Origin of the sequence: Nitrincola salilacus, from assembly GCF_046271865.1 — a bacterium.
In the GTDB taxonomy this organism is placed as follows: Bacteria; Pseudomonadota; Gammaproteobacteria; order Pseudomonadales; family Balneatricaceae; genus Nitrincola; species Nitrincola salilacus.
The window spans coordinates 669,794-692,544 of record NZ_CP176580.1; the positions used below are offsets into that span (position 1 = coordinate 669,794).

Genomic DNA, 22,751 nt, shown 5'->3' on the forward strand with positions numbered 1-22,751 from the left:
GTTGTAGCTGTAGTTGTAGCTGTGTTGTCGGATGGCCGTTTTCAATTGTGTGAAAAATCAGGAATAGATGATTCATGATCAACAATAATGGACAGCGCAATGATTACAAGGCCGAAAAGGTTGCCTTGGTGTACTGTTTATTTGGCCTGCTTTGGATCCTGACCTCTGATGCACTGGTTGCAACGTTGGTTAAGGATACGGATCTGCTGGTTTCGATGGGCACCTTCAAGGGGGTGTTGTTTGTTGCCACGACGACGGCACTGCTTTACCTGACGCTTAAGGTCTGGCAGCAGCCATCCCTTGATTCTTTATCGGCCACATCTGCAACAGAGGGGCGGCGGGAAATTGTGCTGGCTTTTTCTGGTCTTGCACTGCTCGTTCCTCTGCTGGTGGCTGCTGTTGCTCAGGTTTATGTGCCGATGGTCACCAAAGAAGCCCGGCATGATGCAGTGATGATTGCTCAGAGCCGTGCGCTACTCGTGGATGCCTGGCTCCAGGAGCGTGAAAGTGAGGCACTCCGTTTGCATCACGATCAGGCCCTGATTCATTGGTTGGATGGAGTAGATGAGGCGTTATCTGAGCATCATACGGCGCTGCACAGGTTTGAGTTGCTGCATCAATATGCAGGGTTCGATCGTGTGTTATTGCTGAATGAGCAGTTTGAACGCATGATCGGTGTCGGTGAAGAGTACTCCTCAAGTTTATCGCCCTCATATACTGACTATGGATTACATGGAGAGGTGCAGTCGCCTGTGCAGGTGTGGCGCAGTGATATTTATGCCGATGAGGGGCGACTTTATATCGATTGGTTAGTGCCTGTTCTGGATGAAAGTGAGCGTATAAAAGGGTATGTGCTGCTCAGCAAGGATTTTGAACAGCTACTCTATCCATTATTGACTGACTGGAATGTTTCCCGCTATACGGCTGAACTGAGGTTGGTTGAGAAAAACGAACAAGGATTGAGGCTTCTGACCTCTGATAGCAGCCGAAATGAGGGTTTTCAGGCAGCACTTGATTATCAGTTGGCGGGCGGGAAGCCATTTATTCCCGAACCTGACCTCGGTGTGTACAGTGGCGAAGTGAAGGGGCCAGACGCGGTTTCGCTTTTGCTGGCCATGGCGCCGCTATCCTCTACTCATACAGCAAAAAGTCTGTCAACAGCTTCCCAGTCAACAGCATCCTGGTATCTGCTGGTAACCATCGACAAGCGAAGTGTTATGGCGCCTGTTTATACGCTGCTGGCCTGGGTGTCTTTGCTGGCAATTGCAGCAGTCGCTTCTATCGCTGTTTCTCTGGCGCTGGTCTGGCAGAAAACCCGCCGTGTCCAGCAACTGGCGCTGGCACAACAAGCCGCAGAGAAGGACAGGTTGCTGCTCAAGTTCTTCGAGTTACCGTTTGTCGGTATGTCCATTACTGAACCAGCCAGTGGTAGTTGGATTCGCTTCAATGAGAAATTTTGCGACATCCTTGGCTACAGCCCCGAAGAACTGAAAACGCTCAGTTGGTTCGATATCACGCACAAGGATGATCTGCCACTATCGCAGCAGCAGTTTCAGCAACTGATCGATGGTCATCAGGATAGTTATACCATCGAGAAGCGCTTTGTCCGGGCTGATGGTACTTATGTGCCGGTGATGCTCAACCTCAGGACGATCTGCAATGAGGATGGCAAGGTGATTTATGCCATTGAAACTGTTCAGGATATCTCCGAGCAGAAGCGCTATGAAGCGCAACTGGTTCGTCAGCGCGATCTCTATAATACCCTGTCTGAAACCAATCAGATGATTGTGCGCTGCCAGAGCGCAGATGAGTTATTGCAGGGTGTGTGCAGAATTGCTGTTGAGCAAAGTGGCTTGGGTTTTGCCTGGTTTGGATGGGTTGAATCCGGCGCTATTCGCTCCTCGATTCAGGCATTTGCTAATGATCTACAGAAAAGTGATGCGGAGTGGCAACTGCTTGCCAGCCAACAGGCAGAGGTCGAGCCGGTCTCCAGAGCGGTTGCACGCAGATCACCGGTGGTGACTGAGCATCCTTTTTCCGATGGCACTGCCAGCAGCAGGGTGTTGTTTGGGCATTCACTGAAAAGCATGGCCTGCTTTCCGGTTCATCAGCGCGACACACTGGTGGGAGTTTTCTGTGTTTATGCCCGTGATCATGAATTTTTCACCCCTGATATCGTCTGTACACTGAACGAGATGGCTGATGATGTTGGCTATGCACTGGGCCATGTTGCGCAGTCGCGGGCGTTGGAAACCGCTGTACAGGTTGTTAAGGCAAGTCCAGTCATGCTTTTCCGCTGGCGGTTGGATGAGAACTGGCCAGTCATCTATGTATCGGACAATATCACGCGCTGGGGATATGAGCCTGAACAGTTTATCTCCGGTGGTCTTTGTTATGGCGATCTGATTGATCCTTCTGATCGTGCCAGGCTGTTTGAGGAGGGGCAGAGATTCCGTCGTGCAGGTGCCGATAGCTACACGCAGGAGTATCGGGTGCGCAAGGCTGATGGTAAATGGATCTGGGTTGAAGATACGTCTCGATTGTTGACTGATACAGAAGGCCTGGCGGGGCAGGTTGAAGGTGTGGTAACCGAGATTACCGCTCGTAAATTGCACCAGCAGCGGCTCGATTATATTGCCCATCACGACAATCTCACGGGTTTGCCCAACAGGTTATCGATGTTGGAAGCCATTACGTTACGGGTAGAGCAAAAACGTGAGTCTGAAAAGCTGGCGTGCATGGTGTTGGATCTGGATCGATTTAACGATGTGAATGACAGTTTCGGGCATGTCGTCGGGGATGAGTTGCTGTGCAAGCTGGCACTCAGGCTCAAGAATATGCTGCAGCCGACGGATGATCTTTGCCGACTCAGTGGTGATGAATTTGTGATCCTGCCGGCGCTACAGGAGTATCCGGATAAGATTTCTGTCGCTGCTTTTGCGCAGAAATTGATTTCGGCCCTTCAGGCTCCTTTTCGTCTGTCGGGAGGTATAGAGATCCGTATTGGAGGATCGATTGGTATCAGTCTGGGAGAGGGTGCTGAGCTGGATCCTGAAGAGCTGTTGCGACAGGCTGATACCGCTCTTTACTATGCCAAGGAGTCGGGTCGTAATCAGTATCGATTCTATAAAACTGAACTGACACAGGCCACCAGGGATCGACTGGATATTGAGGCGCGTCTGCGTGTGGCAATTGAGCTTGGACACTTGAGTGTGTTTTACCAACCACAGGTGGATATTTTATCCGGTAAAATTGTTGGAGCAGAGGCCCTTCTTCGTTGGATCGATCCTGAGAAGGGCTTTATCTCGCCTGCCCTGTTTATTCCGGTTGCTGAACAGTCCGGCATGATCAATCAGATCGGTCAGTGGGTGTTGCAGCAGGTTTGTCAGCAGGGAAGCCACTGGCTGGAGGAGGGATATACCCCTCTGCGATTGGCTGTGAACCTCTCTGCCTATCAGATGCGCCACACGGATGTTACCCTGCTGGTTGAGTCGATGCTGGCCGAATCCGGTTACCCAGCAGCTTATCTGGAGCTTGAGCTGACAGAGAGTGCACTGATGAGTCGCGAAGATGAGGCGGAGCAGGTGTTATCTAAATTGCGTGAGCTGGGTGTAAGCCTGGCGATTGATGATTTTGGCACAGGCTACTCCTCTCTGGCATATCTGAAGCGCTTTTCGCTGGATTTTCTGAAGATAGATAAAAGTTTTGTGGATGATATCACTGAGCATGGCGGCGATCGTGAAATTGCTGCCACAATAGTGGCTATCAGTCATACATTGGGACTGCGTACTATTGCGGAGGGCGTAGAAACAGATGAGCAACTGGCAGTATTGCGCGAGCTCGGTTGCGACATTTATCAGGGATACCTGACAAGCCCGGCGGTGGATGCCGACACCTTTGCCGAATCCTTTATGCAGCGTGACTGATATCGCGCTGAGCTCTCTTCCCAACGCTCCCCCCCTGAATTTTTCATGATCTGACGTTAGTAGGCTGGATAGTGTCGTTAATGGCGCTACTCCGCTTGATCTGGCAGATGTATGATCGATTTTCCTTGATGGCTATCAAGTTATTTATTTGACAATACAGCTTACTTTTTATAGATTAAAAAATAGACAGGTCGGCGCGTCGCAGACTAGCGGAGCCGAATCGGTATGTTTTCTGATCGAATATCACATGGTAGAGGTAGCAGGTAATGACACGTTTTTCTGAGCAGCAACTCTTTATTGGCGGACAGTATGTTAACGCAACATCCGGGAAGACGTTTGCCACTCACAACCCTGCTACCGGCGAACTGCTGTGCCAGGTACAACTGGCGTCTCTTGAAGATCTGGATCGTGCCGTTGAGGCGGCTCGGGAAGGCTTTAAAGTCTGGTCGCGCATGACCGGAACCGAACGCAGCCGCATACTGATGCGAGCCGTGGCACTGTTGCGTGAGCGTAACGATGAGCTGGCCGAGCTTGAAGTGCTGGATACCGGCAAGCCGATCCAGGAAGCGTCGGTGGTGGATATCGCATCAGGTGCAGATTGCATCGAGTATTTTGCCGGTCTGGCACCAACAATCCGCGGGTCTCATGTGGATCTGAACAATGCGTTTGGCTACACCCGTCGCGAACCGCTGGGTGTGTGTGCCGGTATCGGTGCCTGGAACTATCCTATCCAGATCGCCTGCTGGAAGGCCGCCATGGCACTGGCCTGTGGTAACAGCCTGATCTACAAGCCTGCATCTCTGACACCGCTGACCGCCTTCAAACTGGCTGAGATCTTTACTGAAGCAGGCTTGCCGGATGGCGTATATAACGTCATCACTGGTGGTTCTGAAATCGGTCGTGGCATGTCGTTACATGAGGGGATCGAAAAGATCTCTCTGACCGGCTCCACCGCGACCGGCAAGAAGGTGATGGCCGATGCCGCCACTACGCTCAAGCATGTCAGCATGGAACTCGGTGGCAAGTCCCCGCTGATCGTGTTTGAAGATGCGCATCTGGAGAACGCCGTATCGGCAGCGATGATGGCCAACTTCTATACCCAGGGTGAGATCTGCACCAACGGTACCCGTGTGTTTGTGCATGAGTCGATTAAAGATGCCTTTGTCGAGCGCCTGCTGGAGCGTACAGCAAAACTGGTGATTGGTGATCCTATGGATCCGAATACTCAGGTGGGTTCATTGATTTCGCAGAGTCATATGGAATCGGTACTGTCCTATATCCGCAAGGGTGTAGAGGAGGGAGCACAACTGGTGTGTGGCGGTGAGCAGGCACAGGTGGCAGGGATGCCTGAGGGTGCCTTTGTGGCGCCTACAGTGTTCATAAACTGCCATGACGAGATGACTATCTGCCGTGAAGAGATCTTCGGACCGGTGATGTCAGTGCTGAGCTTCAGCGATGAAGAGGAGGTGGTTCGTCGTGCCAACGATACCGAGTATGCACTGGCTGCCGGCGTGTTTACCCGTGATCTCAGCCGAGCGCATCGTGTGATTGCCGAGCTGGAAGCCGGCACCTGCTGGATCAACAACTACAACCTGACGCCAATCGAACTGCCGATCGGTGGCTTCAAGCAGTCTGGCATCGGCCACGAGAACGGGCCGGAAGCGATCAATCACTATACCCGTCTCAAGAGTGTGTATGTCGAGTTGGGTGATGTGGATTGTCCTTACGCATGATGATCGATGATCCACGACATTCAGGTATATCAGGTGAGATCCGAGTATGAGTGAGAATAAGGCATTTGATTACATCATCGTGGGAGCAGGGTCTGCCGGCTGTGTGCTGGCTAACCGCCTCACCGAGTCGGGTCAGCATCGTGTACTGCTGATTGAGGCTGGCGGCAGTGATCGCAGCATCTTCATTCAGATGCCGACGGCGCTCTCCTATCCGATGAACAATCCCAAGTACAACTGGGAGTTCGAGAGTGAGCCTGAACCTGGGCTGGGTGGGCGACATCTGCACTGCCCACGTGGCAAGGTGCTCGGCGGCAGTTCTTCGATCAATGGCATGGTTTATGTACGGGGTCACGCCTGCGATTTTGAGGAGTGGGAAGCTCAGGGCGCCAAAGGCTGGGGCTATCAGAACTGCCTGCCCTATTTCAAGCGCGCTGAAACCTGGAAAGGTGGTAGTGATGAGTATCGGGGTGCAGAGGGTCCTTTGAGTACTTGTGCCGGTAATGATATGGCGCTGAACCCTCTTTATCAGGCGTTTATCGATGCTGGCGTAGATGCCGGGTATCCAAAGAGTTTTGATTACAATGGCTATCAGCAGGAGGGCTTTGCCCCGATGCAGATGACGGTGAAGGATGGGGTGCGATGGTCTACTGCCAATGCCTATCTTAAGCCGGTACTCAAACGCCCGAATCTGTCGGTGGTCAGTCATGCACTGGCACATCGCGTGCTGTTTGCCGGTAAAAAGGCGGTGGGATTAGAGTATGAAGTGGCTGGTCAAATGCATAAGGCGTTGGCCAGCCGCGAGGTGATTCTGTCGGCTGGCTCCATCGGTTCGCCGGTGCTGTTGCAGCTATCCGGTGTCGGGCCACGAGCAGTGCTGGAGCAGGCGGGTGTACCGCTGATGCACGAGCTGCCCGGTGTCGGCGAAAATCTGCAGGATCATCTGGAGGTGTATTTCCAGTACAAATGCCTGAAGCCGATCAGCCTGAACAGCAAACTGGATCTGATCAGTAAAGGTATGATCGGTGCACAGTGGCTGCTGTTCAAGACAGGTCTGGGCGCGACCAATCACTTTGAGTCCTGTGGTTTTATCCGCTCACGCGCCGGTCTCAAATGGCCAAATATTCAGTACCACTTTCTGCCAGCCGCGATGCGTTACGATGGTCAGGCCGCTTTCTCCGGTCATGGCTTCCAGATGCATGTCGGTCCGAACAAACCGCACAGCCGTGGGCATGTTCGGATACGCACGGCCAATCCGGCGGATAAACCGAGCATCCTGTTCAACTATCTGCAGCATGAACAGGACATCATCGACTGGCGTGACTGTATCCGTCTGACCCGTGAGCTGACCAACCAGCCAGCGATGGATGCCTATCGTGGCGATGAGATACAGCCGGGTGCTCAGGTGCAGAGCGATGCCGAGATTGACGCCTGGGTGCGTGCTAATGTCGAGAGCGCCTATCATCCCTCCTGCACCTGCAAGATCGGTGCGGAAGATGATCCGATGGCGGTGTTGGATGAGTTCTGTTTCGTGCGTGGTCTTGAGCGACTGCGCGTGGTGGACTCTTCAATCTTCCCGACCATTACTAATGGCAATTTGAATGCGCCGACGATTATGGTCGCGGAAAAAGCCGCTGACATGATCCTGGGTCATGAGCCGCTGCCAGCCTCGACAGCCAGCTATTGGCTGGATAACGAGTGGGAAATCCGGCAGCGTAAGAATCCCCCCAAACGCCAGTCAATTGACTGGAGTGAAGCTGGATAGCTTGAGCACTTAGTTTAAGTACTACCACTCAGTAACATGTTGTTTGATTGCAGGAGAAAACAGCAACACCCGGTCTGACAGGATAACAAGCCATCAGACCGGACACGCAAAACCGAAGAATCAGAACCCAACACTCATAACTATAACAGGAGAAAATCATGCAAATGATTTTGTCGATCGCATTCATTGCGGTCCTTGCGACGGCCATACTCATCGTTTTGCGATGGGGCTCTGTGAAATGTACTGGCCCGATGCCGGTATCAATGTTCACGTTTATCGCGATACTTTTCACCTCTGGCCTCGATGTGGGGCTGATCATGTTCCCACTGACCGAGTTTCCGGTTTACGCCGAAGATGGCGCTTACAGCTTCACCAACCCACTGGCCATTGAGTTTGGCTTCTGGGGATTTCTGGTCTGGGGGCTCTACTTCCTGACCACCTTCTACTTCTGTGTGGTCGAGCCGAAGCTGCAGTTGTTCGAGATCCCTGTGGTCAAGATCATCAATAACTTCGTCATCATCGCCACCTGTGCCTTCACTGGCTTCCTGTTCCTCAGCTATCTGCCTGATTATATCGAAGGGATCAGTGATCCGGTTCGCTATCTGTTGGTGGCGGCGGTCGTCATGGCAGCGGTGATGTCCAGTACCGATATCAAATACGTCAAGATTCTCAGCGTCAGCTCGACCTGGCTTTTCTTCGCGCTGATTGCGGCGATCTGGTTCAGCTCCGGCATGGGTGTTGGTGGTCTGGCCAGCAGCCTGAGTAATGTTGGCGGATATTTCAGCAATATCCATCGCTTTGTCACCCCTATCACCGAGTATCATGAGTTTTATCTCTTCTGGTGGTTTGCCTGGAGCATCATGATCGGTCAGTTTGTGGCGCGCTTTGTCGGTGGTCTGAAGGCGTGGCAGTTGCTGGTTGCACTGCTGGTGTTCCCATCTATTCCTCTGGCGATCTGGTTTGCGGTGCTCTACTTCCACTTCGCGTTTGATCAGGAGGTGATCGGTTATCTGAGAATGGCGATGGTCGTGGTGGGTATTATCTTTGTGATCAACTCACTGGACTCGCTGATCCGTCTGTATACCGATAACCTTGGCATGACGGTTGATCGCCTCGGTAAGCCGGTCTACATCCTGGGTAACTGGGTGCTGATGTACGGCATTATCCTGCTCTATCAGTTCACGCCTTTCGAAATTCAGTGGGTTGGCCTGGTAGTCATTGCGCTCTATCTCGGTATCTACTCCATGCTCTTCATCAAGCGCGAAGATGTGCATGCCGTGGTACAGAAAGTGCGCAGTAGCGGCTGAACAGGTGCTTGGAGGCTGTTGCCTCGCGCGACAGCCTGGTGGAAAAATGCCGGCACGGCGACCGCTGGTGTCGGCTTCAAAACAACAATAAACGATACTTCTAACACCACAGGAGAACACCATGCGTAGCAAAATGATTCCACTAGCGTTCATTGCTGCGGTACCCATGTTTGGCGCTGCATCGGCTGTTGCAGAGGATGGCCCGTTTTCGGCCAATATAAGTCTGGTTTCGGATTACGTTTCACGCGGTTACAGCCTGTCCAATGGCCGACCTGCGATTCAGGGTGGGCTGGATTATGCCCATGACAGCGGGCTTTATGTCGGTACCTGGGCGTCCAGCGTTTCCGAACGTTCGCTGGTGGAAGGGGTAGATGGTGTCGAGATCGATGTCTATGTCGGTTATGCCGGCGAAGCGGGCGCCCTTGGGTACGATGTCAGCCTGGCCCGTTATACATTCCCGGGATCGCATGACAGTAAGGATACTGATTCCACCGAGTTTGTCGGGGTGCTCTCCTGGGAGTTTCTCAGCTTTGCCTACAAACGCGATTTTGATTTCAAGGTGCATTACTACAATGTGGCTGCCTCTTATGAGGTGATGGATGGGCTTTCTCTGGATGCCAGCTTCGGCTACTCCAAGCCGGATAACGATAGCTCCTTTCGTGACTGGAGTGTTGGTGCCAGCAAGCATCTGGCCGGTCTCGATTTTGGTTTGCACTATGTCAACAGCAGCGTGAAGGATACGCCTAACTTTGACGACACTCTGGTGTTCTCGATCAGCAAGTATTTTTAACCTGATCTGAGCATGATCCTATAAAGGTGCGGAATCACTCCGCGCCGCTTCCTGCAGGCCCTGCACATGGGGGCTTGCCGGCCCCTCTCAACCTTCAATCGTATAGCTTTTGGGCTCTTCGCTGGTGGCGGCTGTCTGGCCACCAGCATTTTTTTACAACAGGTCAACGGAACTGAGGTTAAGAACATGCAATATAATCGAATTATCAAAGGATTTGCCGTCAGCTCGCTGAGTCTGGCAATGTGGTTTGCGGGCTCTGCGCTGGCGGATGTCAAAGTTGTTACCGGCCCCTCTCCGATCGAAGGAGATGTGCTGATTCACCCTGAGGACATCACACTCTATAACGATAAGATCGCTATCACCTTTGCTGTCGGTAGCCCTAATTTCTGGGGGATGACTAATGGCTCCATCTCCAACCTGGCTGTGATGCAGGGGCGTGATCAGTTTGGTGTAAATATCGTCAATGATGTCGAGTTTCTGGTCAATTCCTGGACCGCCAGTGGTGGATCGCTGGTGGCAGATGTCGAGGTAATCAAGGCGGATACCGATGAGGGCGTTGTGCGTGCCACCAGTACCTGGCTGGGCGATGGCAAGGGAAATGCACTGGATGTTGTCACCACTTATACGCTGACAAAAGACAGTAACGTGCTGCAGTTGCAGACAGTGGTGTCCAACCCGGGACCCGACAGCTATGAAGATATGCGCAGCGGCTACTCTCTCAGTGCGCTTTCGGCCTTCATGTTCGGCCCGTTTGGTTATGACACACCGGATATCCGTGCCCGCAATATCCATATCGGTGCCGGTGCGGATGAGCCGCTGGGCGACTTCACCGTGAGCTACACAGAGGATTATGCGATCACCGTGCAGATGGATGATCCGGATATCTATCGTGGCACCACCGGCTACAAGGACCTGCACAAGCATTACAATCTTGCACCGGGTGAAAGCATGACCTTCACCGGTGAACTCCAAATTGCCGATAATGGCCATACCAGCCCCTTCATGGCGCGTATGATTGAGAAGAAGGGGCTGGAATCCAGCCTCATCAGTGGTGTGGTGTATAACAATCAGGGCGAAGTCCACGCCAATCCTGTGATTGTGGTTGAGCGTGAGGGACGCTACAAGGGCGAGTTTGTCGGGGCGCAGAATGTTGGTGCGGATCAGTTGCATGTCAATATGCAGCCTCTGTTCTGGCATGTAGGAGATGCGGACGGCTCTTTCAGCTTTCAGGCACCGGAAGGCGAATATCAGATCTATGCGCTGGATGCTGGCTTTACACCCTCTCAGAAACAGTCTGTCACCGTGACGTCAGGTGAACAGAAAAGCCTGACCTTCAAGGATGAGTATGCAATTATTCAAGGAGGCACCGTTCTACTGAACATAGCTGATGAGGATACTGGTCAGCCGGTTGATGCTCGTATTGAGGTTGAGGGCGAGGTGCCTGCAGTGAAGTATCTGGGTCGGCGCACCTATTTCACAGAGCTTGATGAGGTGGGGCTGGCGCGTATCCAGCTGGCTACCGGTGAGTTTGCCTTCAATATCCTGTCAGGTGCGCACTTCAATTCTATGCCGGTGAGAGGGGAAACCACGGTACGCTCTAATGAGGTCAGCGAAGTGGCCATATCGGTGAAGTCAGATGTACTGCCGAATCAGGAAGGTTGGTATGCGGTCGACTTTCATCATCATACGGATATCGGTGATGCCAACACTGCACCGGTCGATGTGGTCAGGTCTCAATTGGCCAGTCGTCTTGATCTGACCTATATCAGTGATCATGATGCGGTCAGCAATCACACTGAGGTACATGATCTGTCGGTTCAGCGGGGTTATCCCTTTATTCCGGGGCTGGAAGTTACTCCTGGCTGGGGACACTTCAACCTGATCAATATGCCGATCAATCACGACATCATCGACTCCAGCATGGATGTAGCAGATATCATCAAGGCCGCTCATGAGTTGGGCGCTCTGGTGATCGTGAATCATCCTTTCTCGGATTATGGCTACTTAAATAACCGTGATATTGTGCCGGGTGGATACAGCCCAGATTTCGACCTGATCGAGTTGCAGCCAACCATCGATCTGAGCAAGCCGGACAATATTGATACACGCACGCTGACACAGGCGATGCGCTTCTGGGATGAGAGCCTGAAGGGTGAGGGCAAGGTTTATTACCTGACCGGCGGCACGGATACCCACGAAGTGACATCTCCGACGCTGTACTCGGGCATTATCAGAACGCTGGCTAAGGTGGATGATGATCTGTCTGTCGAGGGGTTTGTCGAGGCTGTGGCGGCTGGTCGTTCCTATGTGTCCATGGGGCCGATGATGTTCACGCAGGATCTGGAGTTCGGGCAGACTTATGAGGTGGCAGGTGGCGAGGCGCTGAGCCTGGCTGTCGAGTTGTTTGCCGTGAATGGGCTTGAAAGTGTGGAGCTCTACACCAGTGGTTCAGAGATTGGATCGCCAGTGGAGGTCAGGGCATTAGAAGGAGCAGAAGGACGGCAGATGGTTGAGTTCAGTCTGCAACCTTCAGAGAGCACCTGGTATAACCTGATAGTGAAAGACAAAAGTGGTAAAGCAGCAATCTCCAACCCTGTCTGGATTGATGTGAAAGGCTGAAGTTTTACAGAGGTTCGTACTTATATAAGTGCTGCGTACAGGGCTGATCAATGATCGGCCCTGTACTTTTCAATCATGCAATCCAGATAGGATTCAGTCATGCTCAGTGCCAGCGGGCAGGGGACTTCGCAGTCGTCCATCGCTTGCTGCAACCAAAGACCATCCATCATCAGGCTCAGGCCACGGCTGACCTCCAGTGCACGTGATTGTGGCATCAGCTTTTTGAGATAGCACACAAGGTTACTCTGAAGCCGGCTGTAGATCAGGTTTTGCAACTGTACGAATCCCGGGCTTTTCGGAGATTGGGCGTAGAGTGCCAGCCAGGCACGGGCGTTCTCAGGCTTGAAGATCTCTTCATCAAAATTACCGCGCAGCACGGCTGACAGCTTTTCCCGCGGTGTACGTGCTTCCCGCATCAGACTTACGACACGATCACCGATCAGGCGATTGGCGTAGCGAACCACGGCATTCAACAACTCGACCTTGTTCTTGAAGTGATAGTTGACGATACCGTGTGACATGCCGGCTTTTTCGCCGACTCGGGCCACTGTAGTGCCTGCCAGACCATGCTCGAGCATGACGTAATAGGCGGCTTTTGTCAGATCCTTGCGACGAATCTGTCCAATGCTGGTTTTCACGACTGAGGGGTTCCGCTATTGGGTTGAATTCTGTACGGATTTTGACATCACATGGAGAGGAAAGGAAGGCTGAAAATCAGCTCAATAGTGATGAAATGGCCTCCCCACAGGGACTCGAACCCCGATCTGGCCCTTAGGAGGGGCCCGTTCTATCCGGTTGAACTATAGGGAGACGGCGGCGATTCTACCGGTAAATGATTGCTTTGGCCACTGTTTCAGGCCTTGCCGATACGACTCTGTGGTGAGTAGTTGCCTTTTTCACCACGATTGTCATACAGCACACCTTTGCCGCTCTGCCCTTGAAGCAGTGCGATAAGCTGATCCAGGTTGCGTTTGCTGCGGTTCACTATCTGCTCATTACGCAGGTTGCTTTCGCGAACTTCATGTAGTGATTCAGTGAGTTTGTTCCACTCAGCGGTGAGCAGTTGAGCGGGTTTTTCTGGAAGCTGGCTGAGTAGTTTTTCGACACCCTCTTCTGAGGGGGTAAAGCCCAGCTGTATCAGGGTATCGTTACGATCTTTGATATTCAGCTCGATCTGCTGCAGCAGTGTCTGTTTCTGTCCAGTGGCTTCTGTCAGTTGATCAAGGCTGCGTGCCTCAATAGCTGCACGCTCTGCCTCCAGCTGCGACTTCAGTTGCTCAAAAAGCAAAATGCCCTGGCGAACCAAGGCAAAGAAATCTTGCGTCAACTTATCTGACATATAGACTCATCAGTTGAAAAGTTTATCAAACTGCAACATCTTGTTTGCTATGCGCCCGCTGTCGACCTGGTAGCTACCATCAGCAATAGCGGCTTTGATGCTGGCAATACGCTCTGCATCAACATCAGGTGCTGTATCCAGACGTTTCCCGGCTTCCTGAAGCGCCTGAGCAGCATCGCTGAGCTTCACGGTATCACTGGCAGGCTGATTCAGAGTGCTGTTTTCACTCTTCTCGGCTACCGGTGAGTTGCGCTGCTGCTCGGCACTCTTGCCGCGGGCTGCTGTCGTCTGATTTGAGGACAGGCCGTTGAGATCTATAGCCATCCTGACATCCCTCGTAAACTGTTCATGCTAATGTTATCGGTCAGGCTCCAGCTTTCTTTAGGATTATCTTAAAGAAAATTTTATCTGACGATCACGCAGAGCAGCTTGTTGCATCTTGATTCCGAGTGTAACGGAAATAAAAGCTATCAGCCAGTGCCACTCGAGTCTTGAAGCAGTGCCAGATACTCCTCTGCGGGCATGGGCCGGTAGAGGTAGAACCCCTGCCCTGAGTGGCATCCCCAGGATCTGAGCAGCTCAAGCTGCTCGTTGGTTTCTATCCCTTCGGCGGTAGAGCGTGTGCCCAGATCTTTACTCAGATAGATCAGGCAACGGCACAGTGTCTGGTGGGTTTCATTCTCTGTAAGGTTGGACACAAAGAGTCGATCAATCTTGATCTCCTCAGGTGCCAGACGATTGATATTCTGCATGGAGCTGTAACCAGCCCCAAAATCGTCAATGGACAGACTGAAGCCTGCGGAGCGAAGCACGTCGGCATTTTCTGCAGCCAGATTCTTGTCACTGATGGCAGTGGTTTCAGTAATTTCCAGCACAATGCGGCGAGGGGAAATATCATAGGTTCTGCATAACTCTATCAATCCGGAAGCAAAGTTCTGCTGCAGTAGATCACGGGCTGAAATGTTGATGGCAAGCGTCGTATCGTGCAATTCGTCTGCGTGGAGCCTTATCCAGTTCAGCACCATATTCAGTACCAGTTGGGTCAACTTGAAGATAAGTCCGACATTCTCAGCCAGCGGGATAAACTCGGCGGGTGAAACCATCCCAAGTGTCGGATGTTTCCAGCGCAGTAATACCTCTCCGCTTCTGATACGACCACTGGCCAGCTCTACCTTGGGTTGAATCAGAAAGTGAAAGCCATGGCTGCGGATTGCTTTACTCATCTCCGCTACCAGCATCAGTTGCGTATGCTGATGCAATTGCTGATCTGCCTGATACCGGCTCCAGAGATGGTTTGAGCGCCAGTTTGCGCGGGCGGCCAGTTGAGCATGTTGATAGAGAGTAGTCATATCCAGTTCGTTCAGGCATCCAGACGCCACACCGATGGAATAGAGCTGCTGGAACTCAATCTGGTGCAGGCGGATAGATCGATTCAGTACCGGCTCCAGGTGCTCAATGATCTCTTCAGGGCGGTTGGTCTGATGGCAGAGAAAAATCAGATTATCCTGATCCATATCGATAACGCAGGCCTGGCTGAGATTAGGTAAACGATGCCTGATGACACAGTGCTCGTTCTCAAGGGCCTGATTGACTCGCTTTGCCAGTGTGGCTGTGGCTTTGCCAGCGCTGCCGGGACCGACCGCTTCACTGAGCTCTGTGATGCCAGACAGATGGATCAGGACCAGGTGCACCGATAGATCAGGCAACTCTTGATGGTGGTGATTGCGCAGATGATTCAGAAAGTAGTTTCGATTTGGCAGACCGGATTCTGGATTGGTCATCAATTGCTGATTTTTTGCTGTTTCCAGATGCCTTGCCCGCAGTGAAAGGCTGAACGAAAAGCCCAGAAGTTCGATCACCGTACTGATCAGCAATGCATGTTCGGTAAAACTGTTGAAAGGCAGCTGGTTTCGAAATGTCATACCTCCGATGGCGGCACCGACGATAAAAAATGACCAGGCAAGCAGGTACAAGGCGGCAGGGCTAAAACCCCGGCGCAGGATGGCGATACCCCAGTAGATGCTGCAAACTGATACTACGCCCTGCAAAACCGAAAATGGGGTTGCGTAATAGTTTTCGGGAACGATCAGGCTGATGAGTACGGAGAAGGCAAATACCAGGTCAGCCAGACGACGATAGCGCCACCAGCGCGGTAAACGGGTTCGTACCTGCAGAAACTGCAAGCTGAAATGAAAGATAGTCCAGGCCGAGAGGGTATATAGGGTCAGTATGATCGAGCCCAGGAATTGGTTAAATGCCATGGGCCACAACCAGGGTCCGAATCCCTGAGTCACGCCCAGACTGAGAAACACGGTCAGATGAAACAGAATGTAGTAGCCATAGGCTGGGTAGCGAAAGAGCAGAAAAATCACCGTGTTATGAATCAACAGTATCAGCAGGGCACCGGCAGCGGCTGCCCATAGCTTGAAGCTGCGCTCAGTCAGCTGATTGAATTGCTGGGCGGTCATTAATCGCAGGGGAAGCAGTAAGGGACCCTCGCTGGCTTTTCGAATCAGTAGAAGGCTTTCGCTACCCGGATGCAGGTCTATCGGAAACCATATGCTGGCGTAGCTCTCCTCCGGGTTCCATTGCTGAGTGTCTCCGCGTATCCAGTGACGTACCACCTGACCATCCTGAATCAGGTACAGATCCAGCTCATCGATCATGATATTGCTCAGTCGTAGAATCAGCTCAGTTGTTGCTGGGGGGGAAGGAAACGTGATCTTGTGCCAGTAGGCTTCGGTGGAGAGGTCGCTGGCCTGTCTGAAGTGGCGAGAGTCGAAGCTCAGCTCCTGTAGTGCTTGTTCTGGTGAGAGGCGCTCAGTACCTTCGATGGCTGTCAGCAGTGGTTCGGTGATGTAGTCGGTAGAGCCGGTGAACCCCTCAGACAGCGCCATAGCTCCAGCATGGCCGGATAAAAGCAAGAGTAACAGCATTCCAGTGCAGCAGAGCAGGCGCAATAGCTAACTTCCCATGCAGGCGTTTGCGACAGAGGTTCCTGCACCCAGTATAGTGCTTATTTCTAATGTTGCTGGTCAGGCGGGAAGCGATAGGAGCGGGCCTGTCGTCATCAGACGAGCAGGCCCGTAATTGTCGACAGCTCAGCGTAGTGCTGGCATGGGGGTGCGGCGATAGAAGCGCGTGCTCAGTTTCATCTTGATCCGCTGCTCGCGCGCCAGGTGGCGATTGAGGTGGTCATTGATCTTGCCGAAGATCAGGATCAGGATCAGCGTGAACAGAATGAAGTAGGCCCCGGCAATCGGATAGGGGATGAAGGGGTTGAAGGTCTGATCTGCGAAATAGCGCGCATAGTACAGAGCATCTCCTTTCTGCTGCCAGGCCGGGAAGCCGGAGAAGAACACCAGCGTGGTGGCATGGAACAGAAATATCGCTTCATTGGTATAAGAGGGCCAGGCCAGTCTCATCATAGTTGGCCAGACGATCTTTCTGAAGCGGGAGAAACCACTCATTCCATAGGCATCCGCCGCTTCCAGATCACCCCTTGGTACTGAACGCAGAGCACCATAGAAAATCTCGGCCGAGTAAGCAGATGTGTTCAGGAACAGTACGATCAAGGCCCCCGCGGCCGCACGGGTCAGCCAGCGAGTTTCCGCGGTGATCTGCACGAACAGCAGGTCTATCTCAATCCCTGCACGCGGGAGCAGCACAAAGGCTTCATAGGCGAGGAAGAATTGGATGAACAGCGGGGAGCCGCGAAACACAAAGATAAAGCCTGTAGCGGGTGAGCGTAGCAATCTGTTTTTGCTGTTCTTCGCCAGCGCCAGCGCTGTGGCCAGGAAAAAACCCAATGCCAGCGCCAGTGCGGCAAAGTAAACGTTCCAGACCATTCCGCTGCCGATCAGAACAATCTGGTCACATAGCGTGATATCACCGCGTGGCAGCAATCGCGGTCCATGACCCAGCGAACGCAGACCATATTCAGAAAGTGTTTGCAGGCAGCTCATGCTTTAGCCTCCAGATGTTGTTGGCCAGCTTGAGTGGCTTGTCCACGCGAAAAACGGGTGCTCAGACGACGGAACACTTTTTCACTGCCCCAGGTCATCAGCAGGTAGAACACCAGCAAAGCTATGAAGTACCACAAGCGCCAGTCACCATGCGGGTACTCGTAGCGGCCGGTTTTGCTGCCACCGAGCTCACGTGCCCAATAGACGACATCCTGTACGCCGAGCAGGAACAGCAGAGGTGTGGCCTTGATCAGGATCTGCCAGAGATTGGACAGGCCGGGCAGTGCATAGCTCCACATCTGGGGAACTAGAATGCGCCAGAAAACCTGGCGGCGTGTCATGCCGTAGGCATGGCCGGTTTCGAGCTGGCTGGCCGGAACCGCCCGCATCGCTCCATCGATTGTGTTGGCGACAAAGGCACCGAACACAAAGGCGAAGGCGACTGTGGCCAGTGCGAAACCATAGGTTTGGTGTACCCATTGATCGGCGCTTCCCAACGGGAACTTGGCAGCCGCGCACACCACAAAATCATTGCCCTGGCGGATAGGCTCAGTGACATCAGGACACTTGATCTTGTGGCGCACATATTCGATACCCTGCCCCAGGGCAATAGGCACGAACATGAAGAAAATAATATCGGGAATACCCCGAACCATGCTGGTGTAGATGGAACCGATCCAGCGCAACACCACATGATGTGAGCGTTTCGCCATGGCGCCGAGGAAACCGAGCAGCAGAGCAGCGGGAGCTGTCAGCGCCAGCAACGCAAGCACAATGCCGAAGCTCCAATAAAACATCGAATGCTTGGCAGTGGTCAGGTAACACATGAACCACTGGGTCCCTTCCAGAAGTGAGGGATCAGAACAGAACTCAAACAAAACAGTCACCCTATGCGAAGTGGGAGGCCTGGCAGGCCTCCCGGGTAGTCAGAGCGTCAGGCTGTGATTATTTAAACCACTTATCCAGCATTACCTGCAGTTCGCCGTTATCTTCCAGCTCTTTGATAGCTGCATCAAACGCTTCACGCAGATCGTCGTCACTCTTTCTCAGACCCATGCCAACGCCGTCAGCAATATCCAGAGGCTCACCGACAAATACCAACTCGCCGCCACTTTCATTGACGAAGTCGGTCAGGAAAGCGCTGTTGGCCAGTACTGCGTCGACTTCGCCATTACGCATGGCTGCGATGGTGTCTTCCGGTGTGGGGAACTCGACCAGTGTCGCTGTAGTATCAGCCAGGTAGCTGGACTGAATAGTGTTGGACTGTGCTGCAACCACGCCTGTCATGACGGACTCATCGGCACCCGCCAGGGCAACAAAAGAGCTTGGGTCACCTGGCTTGTAACGCTGAGTGAAGGAGATCATCTCCTTGCGGGCATCAGTGATGCTCATGCCAGCCATGATGGCATCGTAGTTGCCGGATACCAGGTTGGGGATGATGGTATCCCAGTCGTTGGTGACCCAGGTGCAGCTGAAGCCTGTCATTTCACAAAGACGGTCTCCCAGCTCACGCTCGAAACCATCGACTTCACCATTGTCATTGATGAAGTTGTACGGAGGGTAAGCACCTTCTGTGCCGATACGAACGGTGCGATCCTGCGCCATAGCCGTGCCACTGGCACATACTGCCAGCGCTAATCCGATAATCAGTTTTTTCATTGTTGTTCTCCTGGTTGATAACACGTGTTTCACAGTTTCAGTCCGCTGAAGAGGCACTCAGAAAACCCCTCAGTCGTTCACTTTTAGGGTTGCTTAACACTTCGGCAGGTGGCCCCTGCTCTTCGATTAATCCCTGGTGCAGAAATATCACATGGTCAGCAACATCGCGCGCCAGATTCATGTCATGGGTGACGATGATCATGGTGCGGCCCTCTGCTGCCAATGCTTTGATAACACGAATAACTTCCTGTTCCAGCTCCGGGTCCAACGCACTGGTGGGTTCGTCGAACAACATGGCGGTGGGCTCCATCGCCAGTGCGCGTGCAATGGCTGCACGTTGTTGTTGTCCACCTGAAAGCTGTGATGGGTAGGCGTGGCTCTTGTCACCGATACCGACCTTATCCAGCAGTGCTTGTCCGAGCTTCTCAGCCGCACCTCTTTCCTGTCCCAATACCGTGACCGGCGCTTCAATCACATTTTGCAGAATGCTCATGTGCGACCAGAGGTTGAATTGCTGGAAAACCATCGACAGTTTGGTACGAAAGCGAATGACCTGCTTCGGATCTCCTGGCTGACGATGACTGTCGTTGCCTTTCCAGAGTACATGCTCCCCTTCAAACTCGATATCACCTTGCTGCGGAATCTCAAGCAGGTTGGCACAGCGAAGCAGCGTACTTTTCCCGGAACCTGAGGAGCCGATCAAGCAGATCACGTCCCCTTTGCGGGCGACAAGATCAACGCCTTTGATCACTTCCAGATTGCCGTAACGCTTATGGATACCGGTCATCGAGATAACAACGGGCTTGGTATCAGGATAGGCGGTTGCATCTTGTGTTTGCATAACTGTCCTACTCTTGTCGCTGTAGTCCTGAATATTGACCCAGCGCAGTTCTTATTGTTTAGCTGGCAGAATCGGATTCTGCCAGCTAAAGGTTTAACGCTGGAACGGGTAGACCGCTCCCAGATTCAGAATCTGGGTCAGCTCATCCAATGCTGTGCGGGATTCGAGCAGCAATTGTGGATCAGCCAGGTCCTTTTCTTCGAGATAGTCGCGGTAGTGGCGATCTATCCAGTCGTTCAGTTTACTAAAAAGTTGATCATTCATCAGCGTATGTGGGTTCGTTGCTTTTCGTTCTTCTTCGGTCAGCACCACACGCAAACGTAAACAAGCAGGACCACCACCGTTGAACATACTCTGTCTGAGATCAAAAATCTTCAGCTCATCGATCCCCTGTTTGCTTTCCAGCAGTTCGTTGAGATAGTTCCAGACAGATGCTGTCTGACGACTTTCTTCCGGTATAACCAACAGGTTACGGCCATCAGGCATAGTCAGCAGTTGACTGTTGAACATATAGGATTTCACCGCATCCGTCACGGAGACTTTCTCGGTTGGCACTTCAATAACTCTGAAGTCACCATGCATGGCGCGTGCCAGATCCTGCTTGACCTGCTCCTGATTCAGGTATGCCTGTTCGTGGCAGAACAACAGGTTGCGGTTACCAACACCAATGACGTCGTTGTGGAAGACGCCCTGGTCGATCAGGTCAGGGTTCTGTTGCGCGTAGATGACCTTGTTCGGTGATAGTTTGTGTTTTCGCGCGATCGCCTGGGACGCTTCGAATGTCTGGCGGGCAGGGTAGCGCACCGGTTTAGGGCGGCTTTCATCAAAGGCGTAGCGCCCAAAGACAAATAACTCAACGCCAGGATCGCCATATTCGTGACAGAAGCGGGTGTGGTTGGCTGCCCCTTCATCACCGAACTGCTCTGCACCCGGAAGTGCTGAGTGATGCACAAAGTGACGGGCGCTGTTGAAGGTGGATGCCAGAATGCGGCCGGTGGTTTCATGCTCAATGGAGCGGTGGAATTTATTGGTCAGGTTAGCGGGGGTGAAATGCACCCGGCCATCCATGGTATCGGCACTGGGCGATACGGTAGCGGCATTGGCCGTCCACATGCTGGAGGCCGAACAGCAGGCAGCCAGCAGGCGCGGTGAGTACTCGCGCGCCTGAAACAGCACTGCTGAATCACTGCCGCTGAAGCCAAGGCGGCGAAGGGTGTGAATATCAGGGCGCTCCTGAGGTGCGAGCACGCCCTGAATCAGCCCTGCATCATGCAGTGCCTTCATCTTTACCAGACCCTGCTTTGCCGCCTGTCTGGGACTGGATGGCTTGGCCTGGTTCTTACTGGACGCCAGATTGCCCGAGGACAAACCACTGTAGTTGTGAGTAGGTCCAACCAAGCCATCAAAGTTGGCTTCAAGCGCTTTAGCAGGATTTTGCATGTTCGTATCTCTTGTTATTATGATGGCCGAAATAGACTGCTGGCGGCCACCGGCTACTTATGTGTTGTTTGCGTATAAATTGTTACAGCTTCTACTACATACCCAGATCGTCAGCATCCAACTGGACCAGGCGCACGGTATCGCCACTGATGACTTGCAATCTGTCTGCCACTTCCACTGATATGACAGGGCTGTCAGCATTGCCACGCATGATCAGGCAACGATAATCCTGTAGTCGATTGTTGCTGACCATCAGCCAGTCATCCCCTTCGGCCTCGCCAATCTCAACCGTGATGTTGCGACTTTGCCAGATGGTTCGGATGTTATCCGTGCGCACCTCCAGTGTCGGGCCTGCGTCAAAAATATCGACATAGCCGCGATACTCAAAACCTTCGTCCTCCAGCAGATCCATGACATGCTCGATGTCCGGGCGTGGCTGACCGAGCGCCTCCTGCGCCTCTTCGTTCAGCAGTGGGACGTAAACAGGGTAGTGCGGCATCAGTTCGGCAATAAAGGTTTTGCGGTTGATGCCACTGAGATAATCGGCCTTGGCCAGATCCATTCTGAAGAAGTGACGCCCGACCGCTTCCCAGAAGGGGGATTTGCCATGCTCATCAATCAACCCCTGCAGCTCGGCGACCGTGCGACGAGAAAAGCGCTTCATGTGCTCAGCCATGAACAGCATGCGGGCGCGGGAGAGCAGGTGGCTGTTAAAGGGGGTGTTCTGTCCCGGCTCCAGAAAACGGGTGCACAGACGGCTGGTGCCGTTATAGTCCTGACACAGGTTCAGAGAGGGAATCCGGTTGTGAATCTGCAGTTCGCTGGAGGCGTGTATCACCTCGTCGATGCGGTAACTGTAGAAGGGCGTATCCAGTCCGATGCAGGACTCAATACCGCTGATGCCGATGAGGTGGCCGGTTGTCGTATCTTCCAGCACGAAGTGATAGGACTCATCATGTGGAAGAGTCACCTTTTTGTTCAGGGAGTTCTGGGTTGTACCAATCAATCGCGCCAGATGTTCTTTGTTGGCGGGGAGGGTCGTAATCCCTCCGCCAGACTTGGCGGATAACTGTTCCAGTGCTGGCAGATCCGGAAAATCAACCGGTCTAATAATCAGCATAGGTGCTCTCTCCGTTATATTTATACTCTGCTTCTTCGGCTGAGGATCTATCTGTGAGCAGGTCTGCGACATTATTGACCATTGTGGCGTTTGCCGACAGAGCAAAAGTGTTACTGATGCGACGTGGATTTTTAACTATCAGACATGGGCTACTTGTGGCGGGTTTGCCAAGTGTCCAGATGAGCCTGCCACGACCCTGATTCCAAGGAGTTATTCCAATGGAATCAGTGTCGTCTTGAGCGGTAGGTTT

Annotated in this window: 16 protein-coding genes and 1 tRNA gene; 6 read left to right on the top strand and 11 right to left on the bottom strand. The window is 52.8% G+C overall.

Annotated elements, in window-relative coordinates; all coding sequences use genetic code 11:
• Positions 1-74: 74 nt before the first annotated feature.
• The 6 genes from ACK3CJ_RS03110 to ACK3CJ_RS03135 all read left to right on the top strand — a co-directional run bounded on the left by ACK3CJ_RS03110 (position 75) and on the right by ACK3CJ_RS03135 (position 12,137).
• Positions 75-3,926, top strand: a complete 3,852-nt coding sequence (locus ACK3CJ_RS03110; RefSeq protein ID WP_409524946.1) for a sensor domain-containing protein — start codon at positions 75-77, stop codon at positions 3,924-3,926.
• A 266-nt stretch (positions 3,927-4,192) separates the two neighbouring features.
• Positions 4,193-5,659, top strand: coding sequence for a betaine-aldehyde dehydrogenase (gene betB, locus ACK3CJ_RS03115; RefSeq protein ID WP_409524947.1), 1,467 nt, complete (start codon positions 4,193-4,195; stop codon positions 5,657-5,659).
• 46 nt (positions 5,660-5,705) lie between these two features.
• Positions 5,706-7,421 carry a choline dehydrogenase gene (gene betA / locus ACK3CJ_RS03120; RefSeq protein WP_409524948.1) on the top strand — a complete coding sequence of 572 codons (1,716 nt, stop codon included), beginning with the start codon at positions 5,706-5,708 and terminating at the stop codon, positions 7,419-7,421.
• Between the two features lie 158 nt (positions 7,422-7,579).
• Positions 7,580-8,728 (top strand): BCCT family transporter, encoded by a 1,149-nt coding sequence (locus tag ACK3CJ_RS03125; RefSeq protein WP_409524949.1) that lies wholly within the window; start codon positions 7,580-7,582, stop codon positions 8,726-8,728.
• Between the two features lie 121 nt (positions 8,729-8,849).
• Positions 8,850-9,518: a TorF family putative porin gene (locus tag ACK3CJ_RS03130; RefSeq protein WP_409524951.1), complete on the top strand. Its 669-nt coding sequence runs from the start codon at positions 8,850-8,852 to the stop codon at positions 9,516-9,518.
• Between the two features lie 186 nt (positions 9,519-9,704).
• On the top strand, positions 9,705-12,137 hold the full coding sequence (locus tag ACK3CJ_RS03135; RefSeq protein WP_409524952.1) for a CehA/McbA family metallohydrolase: 2,433 nt from the start codon (positions 9,705-9,707) through the stop codon (positions 12,135-12,137).
• Between the two features lie 47 nt (positions 12,138-12,184).
• Here ACK3CJ_RS03135 and betI read toward each other — a convergent pair whose 3' ends face one another.
• From betI to ACK3CJ_RS03190, 11 genes are all read right to left on the bottom strand, one after another.
• On the bottom strand, positions 12,185-12,775 hold the full coding sequence (gene betI, locus ACK3CJ_RS03140; RefSeq protein WP_409524954.1) for a transcriptional regulator BetI: 591 nt from the start codon (positions 12,773-12,775) through the stop codon (positions 12,185-12,187).
• 96 nt (positions 12,776-12,871) lie between these two features.
• Positions 12,872-12,947: transfer RNA gene (locus ACK3CJ_RS03145), tRNA-Arg, on the bottom strand.
• 43 nt (positions 12,948-12,990) lie between these two features.
• A complete protein-coding gene (locus ACK3CJ_RS03150; protein ID WP_409524955.1) occupies positions 12,991-13,476 on the bottom strand; it encodes a flagella synthesis protein FlgN in 486 nt (161 codons plus the stop codon).
• 9 nt (positions 13,477-13,485) lie between these two features.
• Positions 13,486-13,800, bottom strand: coding sequence for a flagellar biosynthesis anti-sigma factor FlgM (gene flgM, locus ACK3CJ_RS03155; protein WP_409524957.1), 315 nt, complete (start codon positions 13,798-13,800; stop codon positions 13,486-13,488).
• Positions 13,801-13,946: 146 nt separating this feature from the next.
• Positions 13,947-16,412, bottom strand: a complete 2,466-nt coding sequence (locus ACK3CJ_RS03160; protein WP_409524958.1) for an EAL domain-containing protein — start codon at positions 16,410-16,412, stop codon at positions 13,947-13,949.
• A 165-nt stretch (positions 16,413-16,577) separates the two neighbouring features.
• The gene (locus tag ACK3CJ_RS03165; RefSeq protein WP_409524959.1) at positions 16,578-17,441 is read right to left on the bottom strand and encodes an ABC transporter permease; all 864 of its coding nucleotides are present in this window, start codon (positions 17,439-17,441) and stop codon (positions 16,578-16,580) included.
• Positions 17,438-18,319 (bottom strand): ABC transporter permease, encoded by an 882-nt coding sequence (locus tag ACK3CJ_RS03170; protein ID WP_409524960.1) that lies wholly within the window; start codon positions 18,317-18,319, stop codon positions 17,438-17,440. The genes ACK3CJ_RS03165 and ACK3CJ_RS03170 overlap by 4 nt, the downstream gene beginning before the upstream one ends.
• A 67-nt stretch (positions 18,320-18,386) precedes the next feature.
• On the bottom strand, positions 18,387-19,100 hold the full coding sequence (locus tag ACK3CJ_RS03175; RefSeq protein WP_409524961.1) for a transporter substrate-binding domain-containing protein: 714 nt from the start codon (positions 19,098-19,100) through the stop codon (positions 18,387-18,389).
• A gap of 37 nt (positions 19,101-19,137) precedes the next feature.
• Complete coding sequence (locus ACK3CJ_RS03180) at positions 19,138-19,941, bottom strand: ABC transporter ATP-binding protein (RefSeq protein ID WP_409524963.1); 804 nt, start codon at positions 19,939-19,941, stop codon at positions 19,138-19,140.
• 93 nt (positions 19,942-20,034) lie between these two features.
• Positions 20,035-21,381 carry an N-succinylarginine dihydrolase gene (astB, locus tag ACK3CJ_RS03185; protein WP_409524964.1) on the bottom strand — a complete coding sequence of 449 codons (1,347 nt, stop codon included), beginning with the start codon at positions 21,379-21,381 and terminating at the stop codon, positions 20,035-20,037.
• A gap of 94 nt (positions 21,382-21,475) precedes the next feature.
• Positions 21,476-22,501, bottom strand: a complete 1,026-nt coding sequence (locus tag ACK3CJ_RS03190) for an arginine N-succinyltransferase (protein WP_409524965.1) — start codon at positions 22,499-22,501, stop codon at positions 21,476-21,478.
• Positions 22,502-22,751 lie beyond the last annotated feature (250 nt).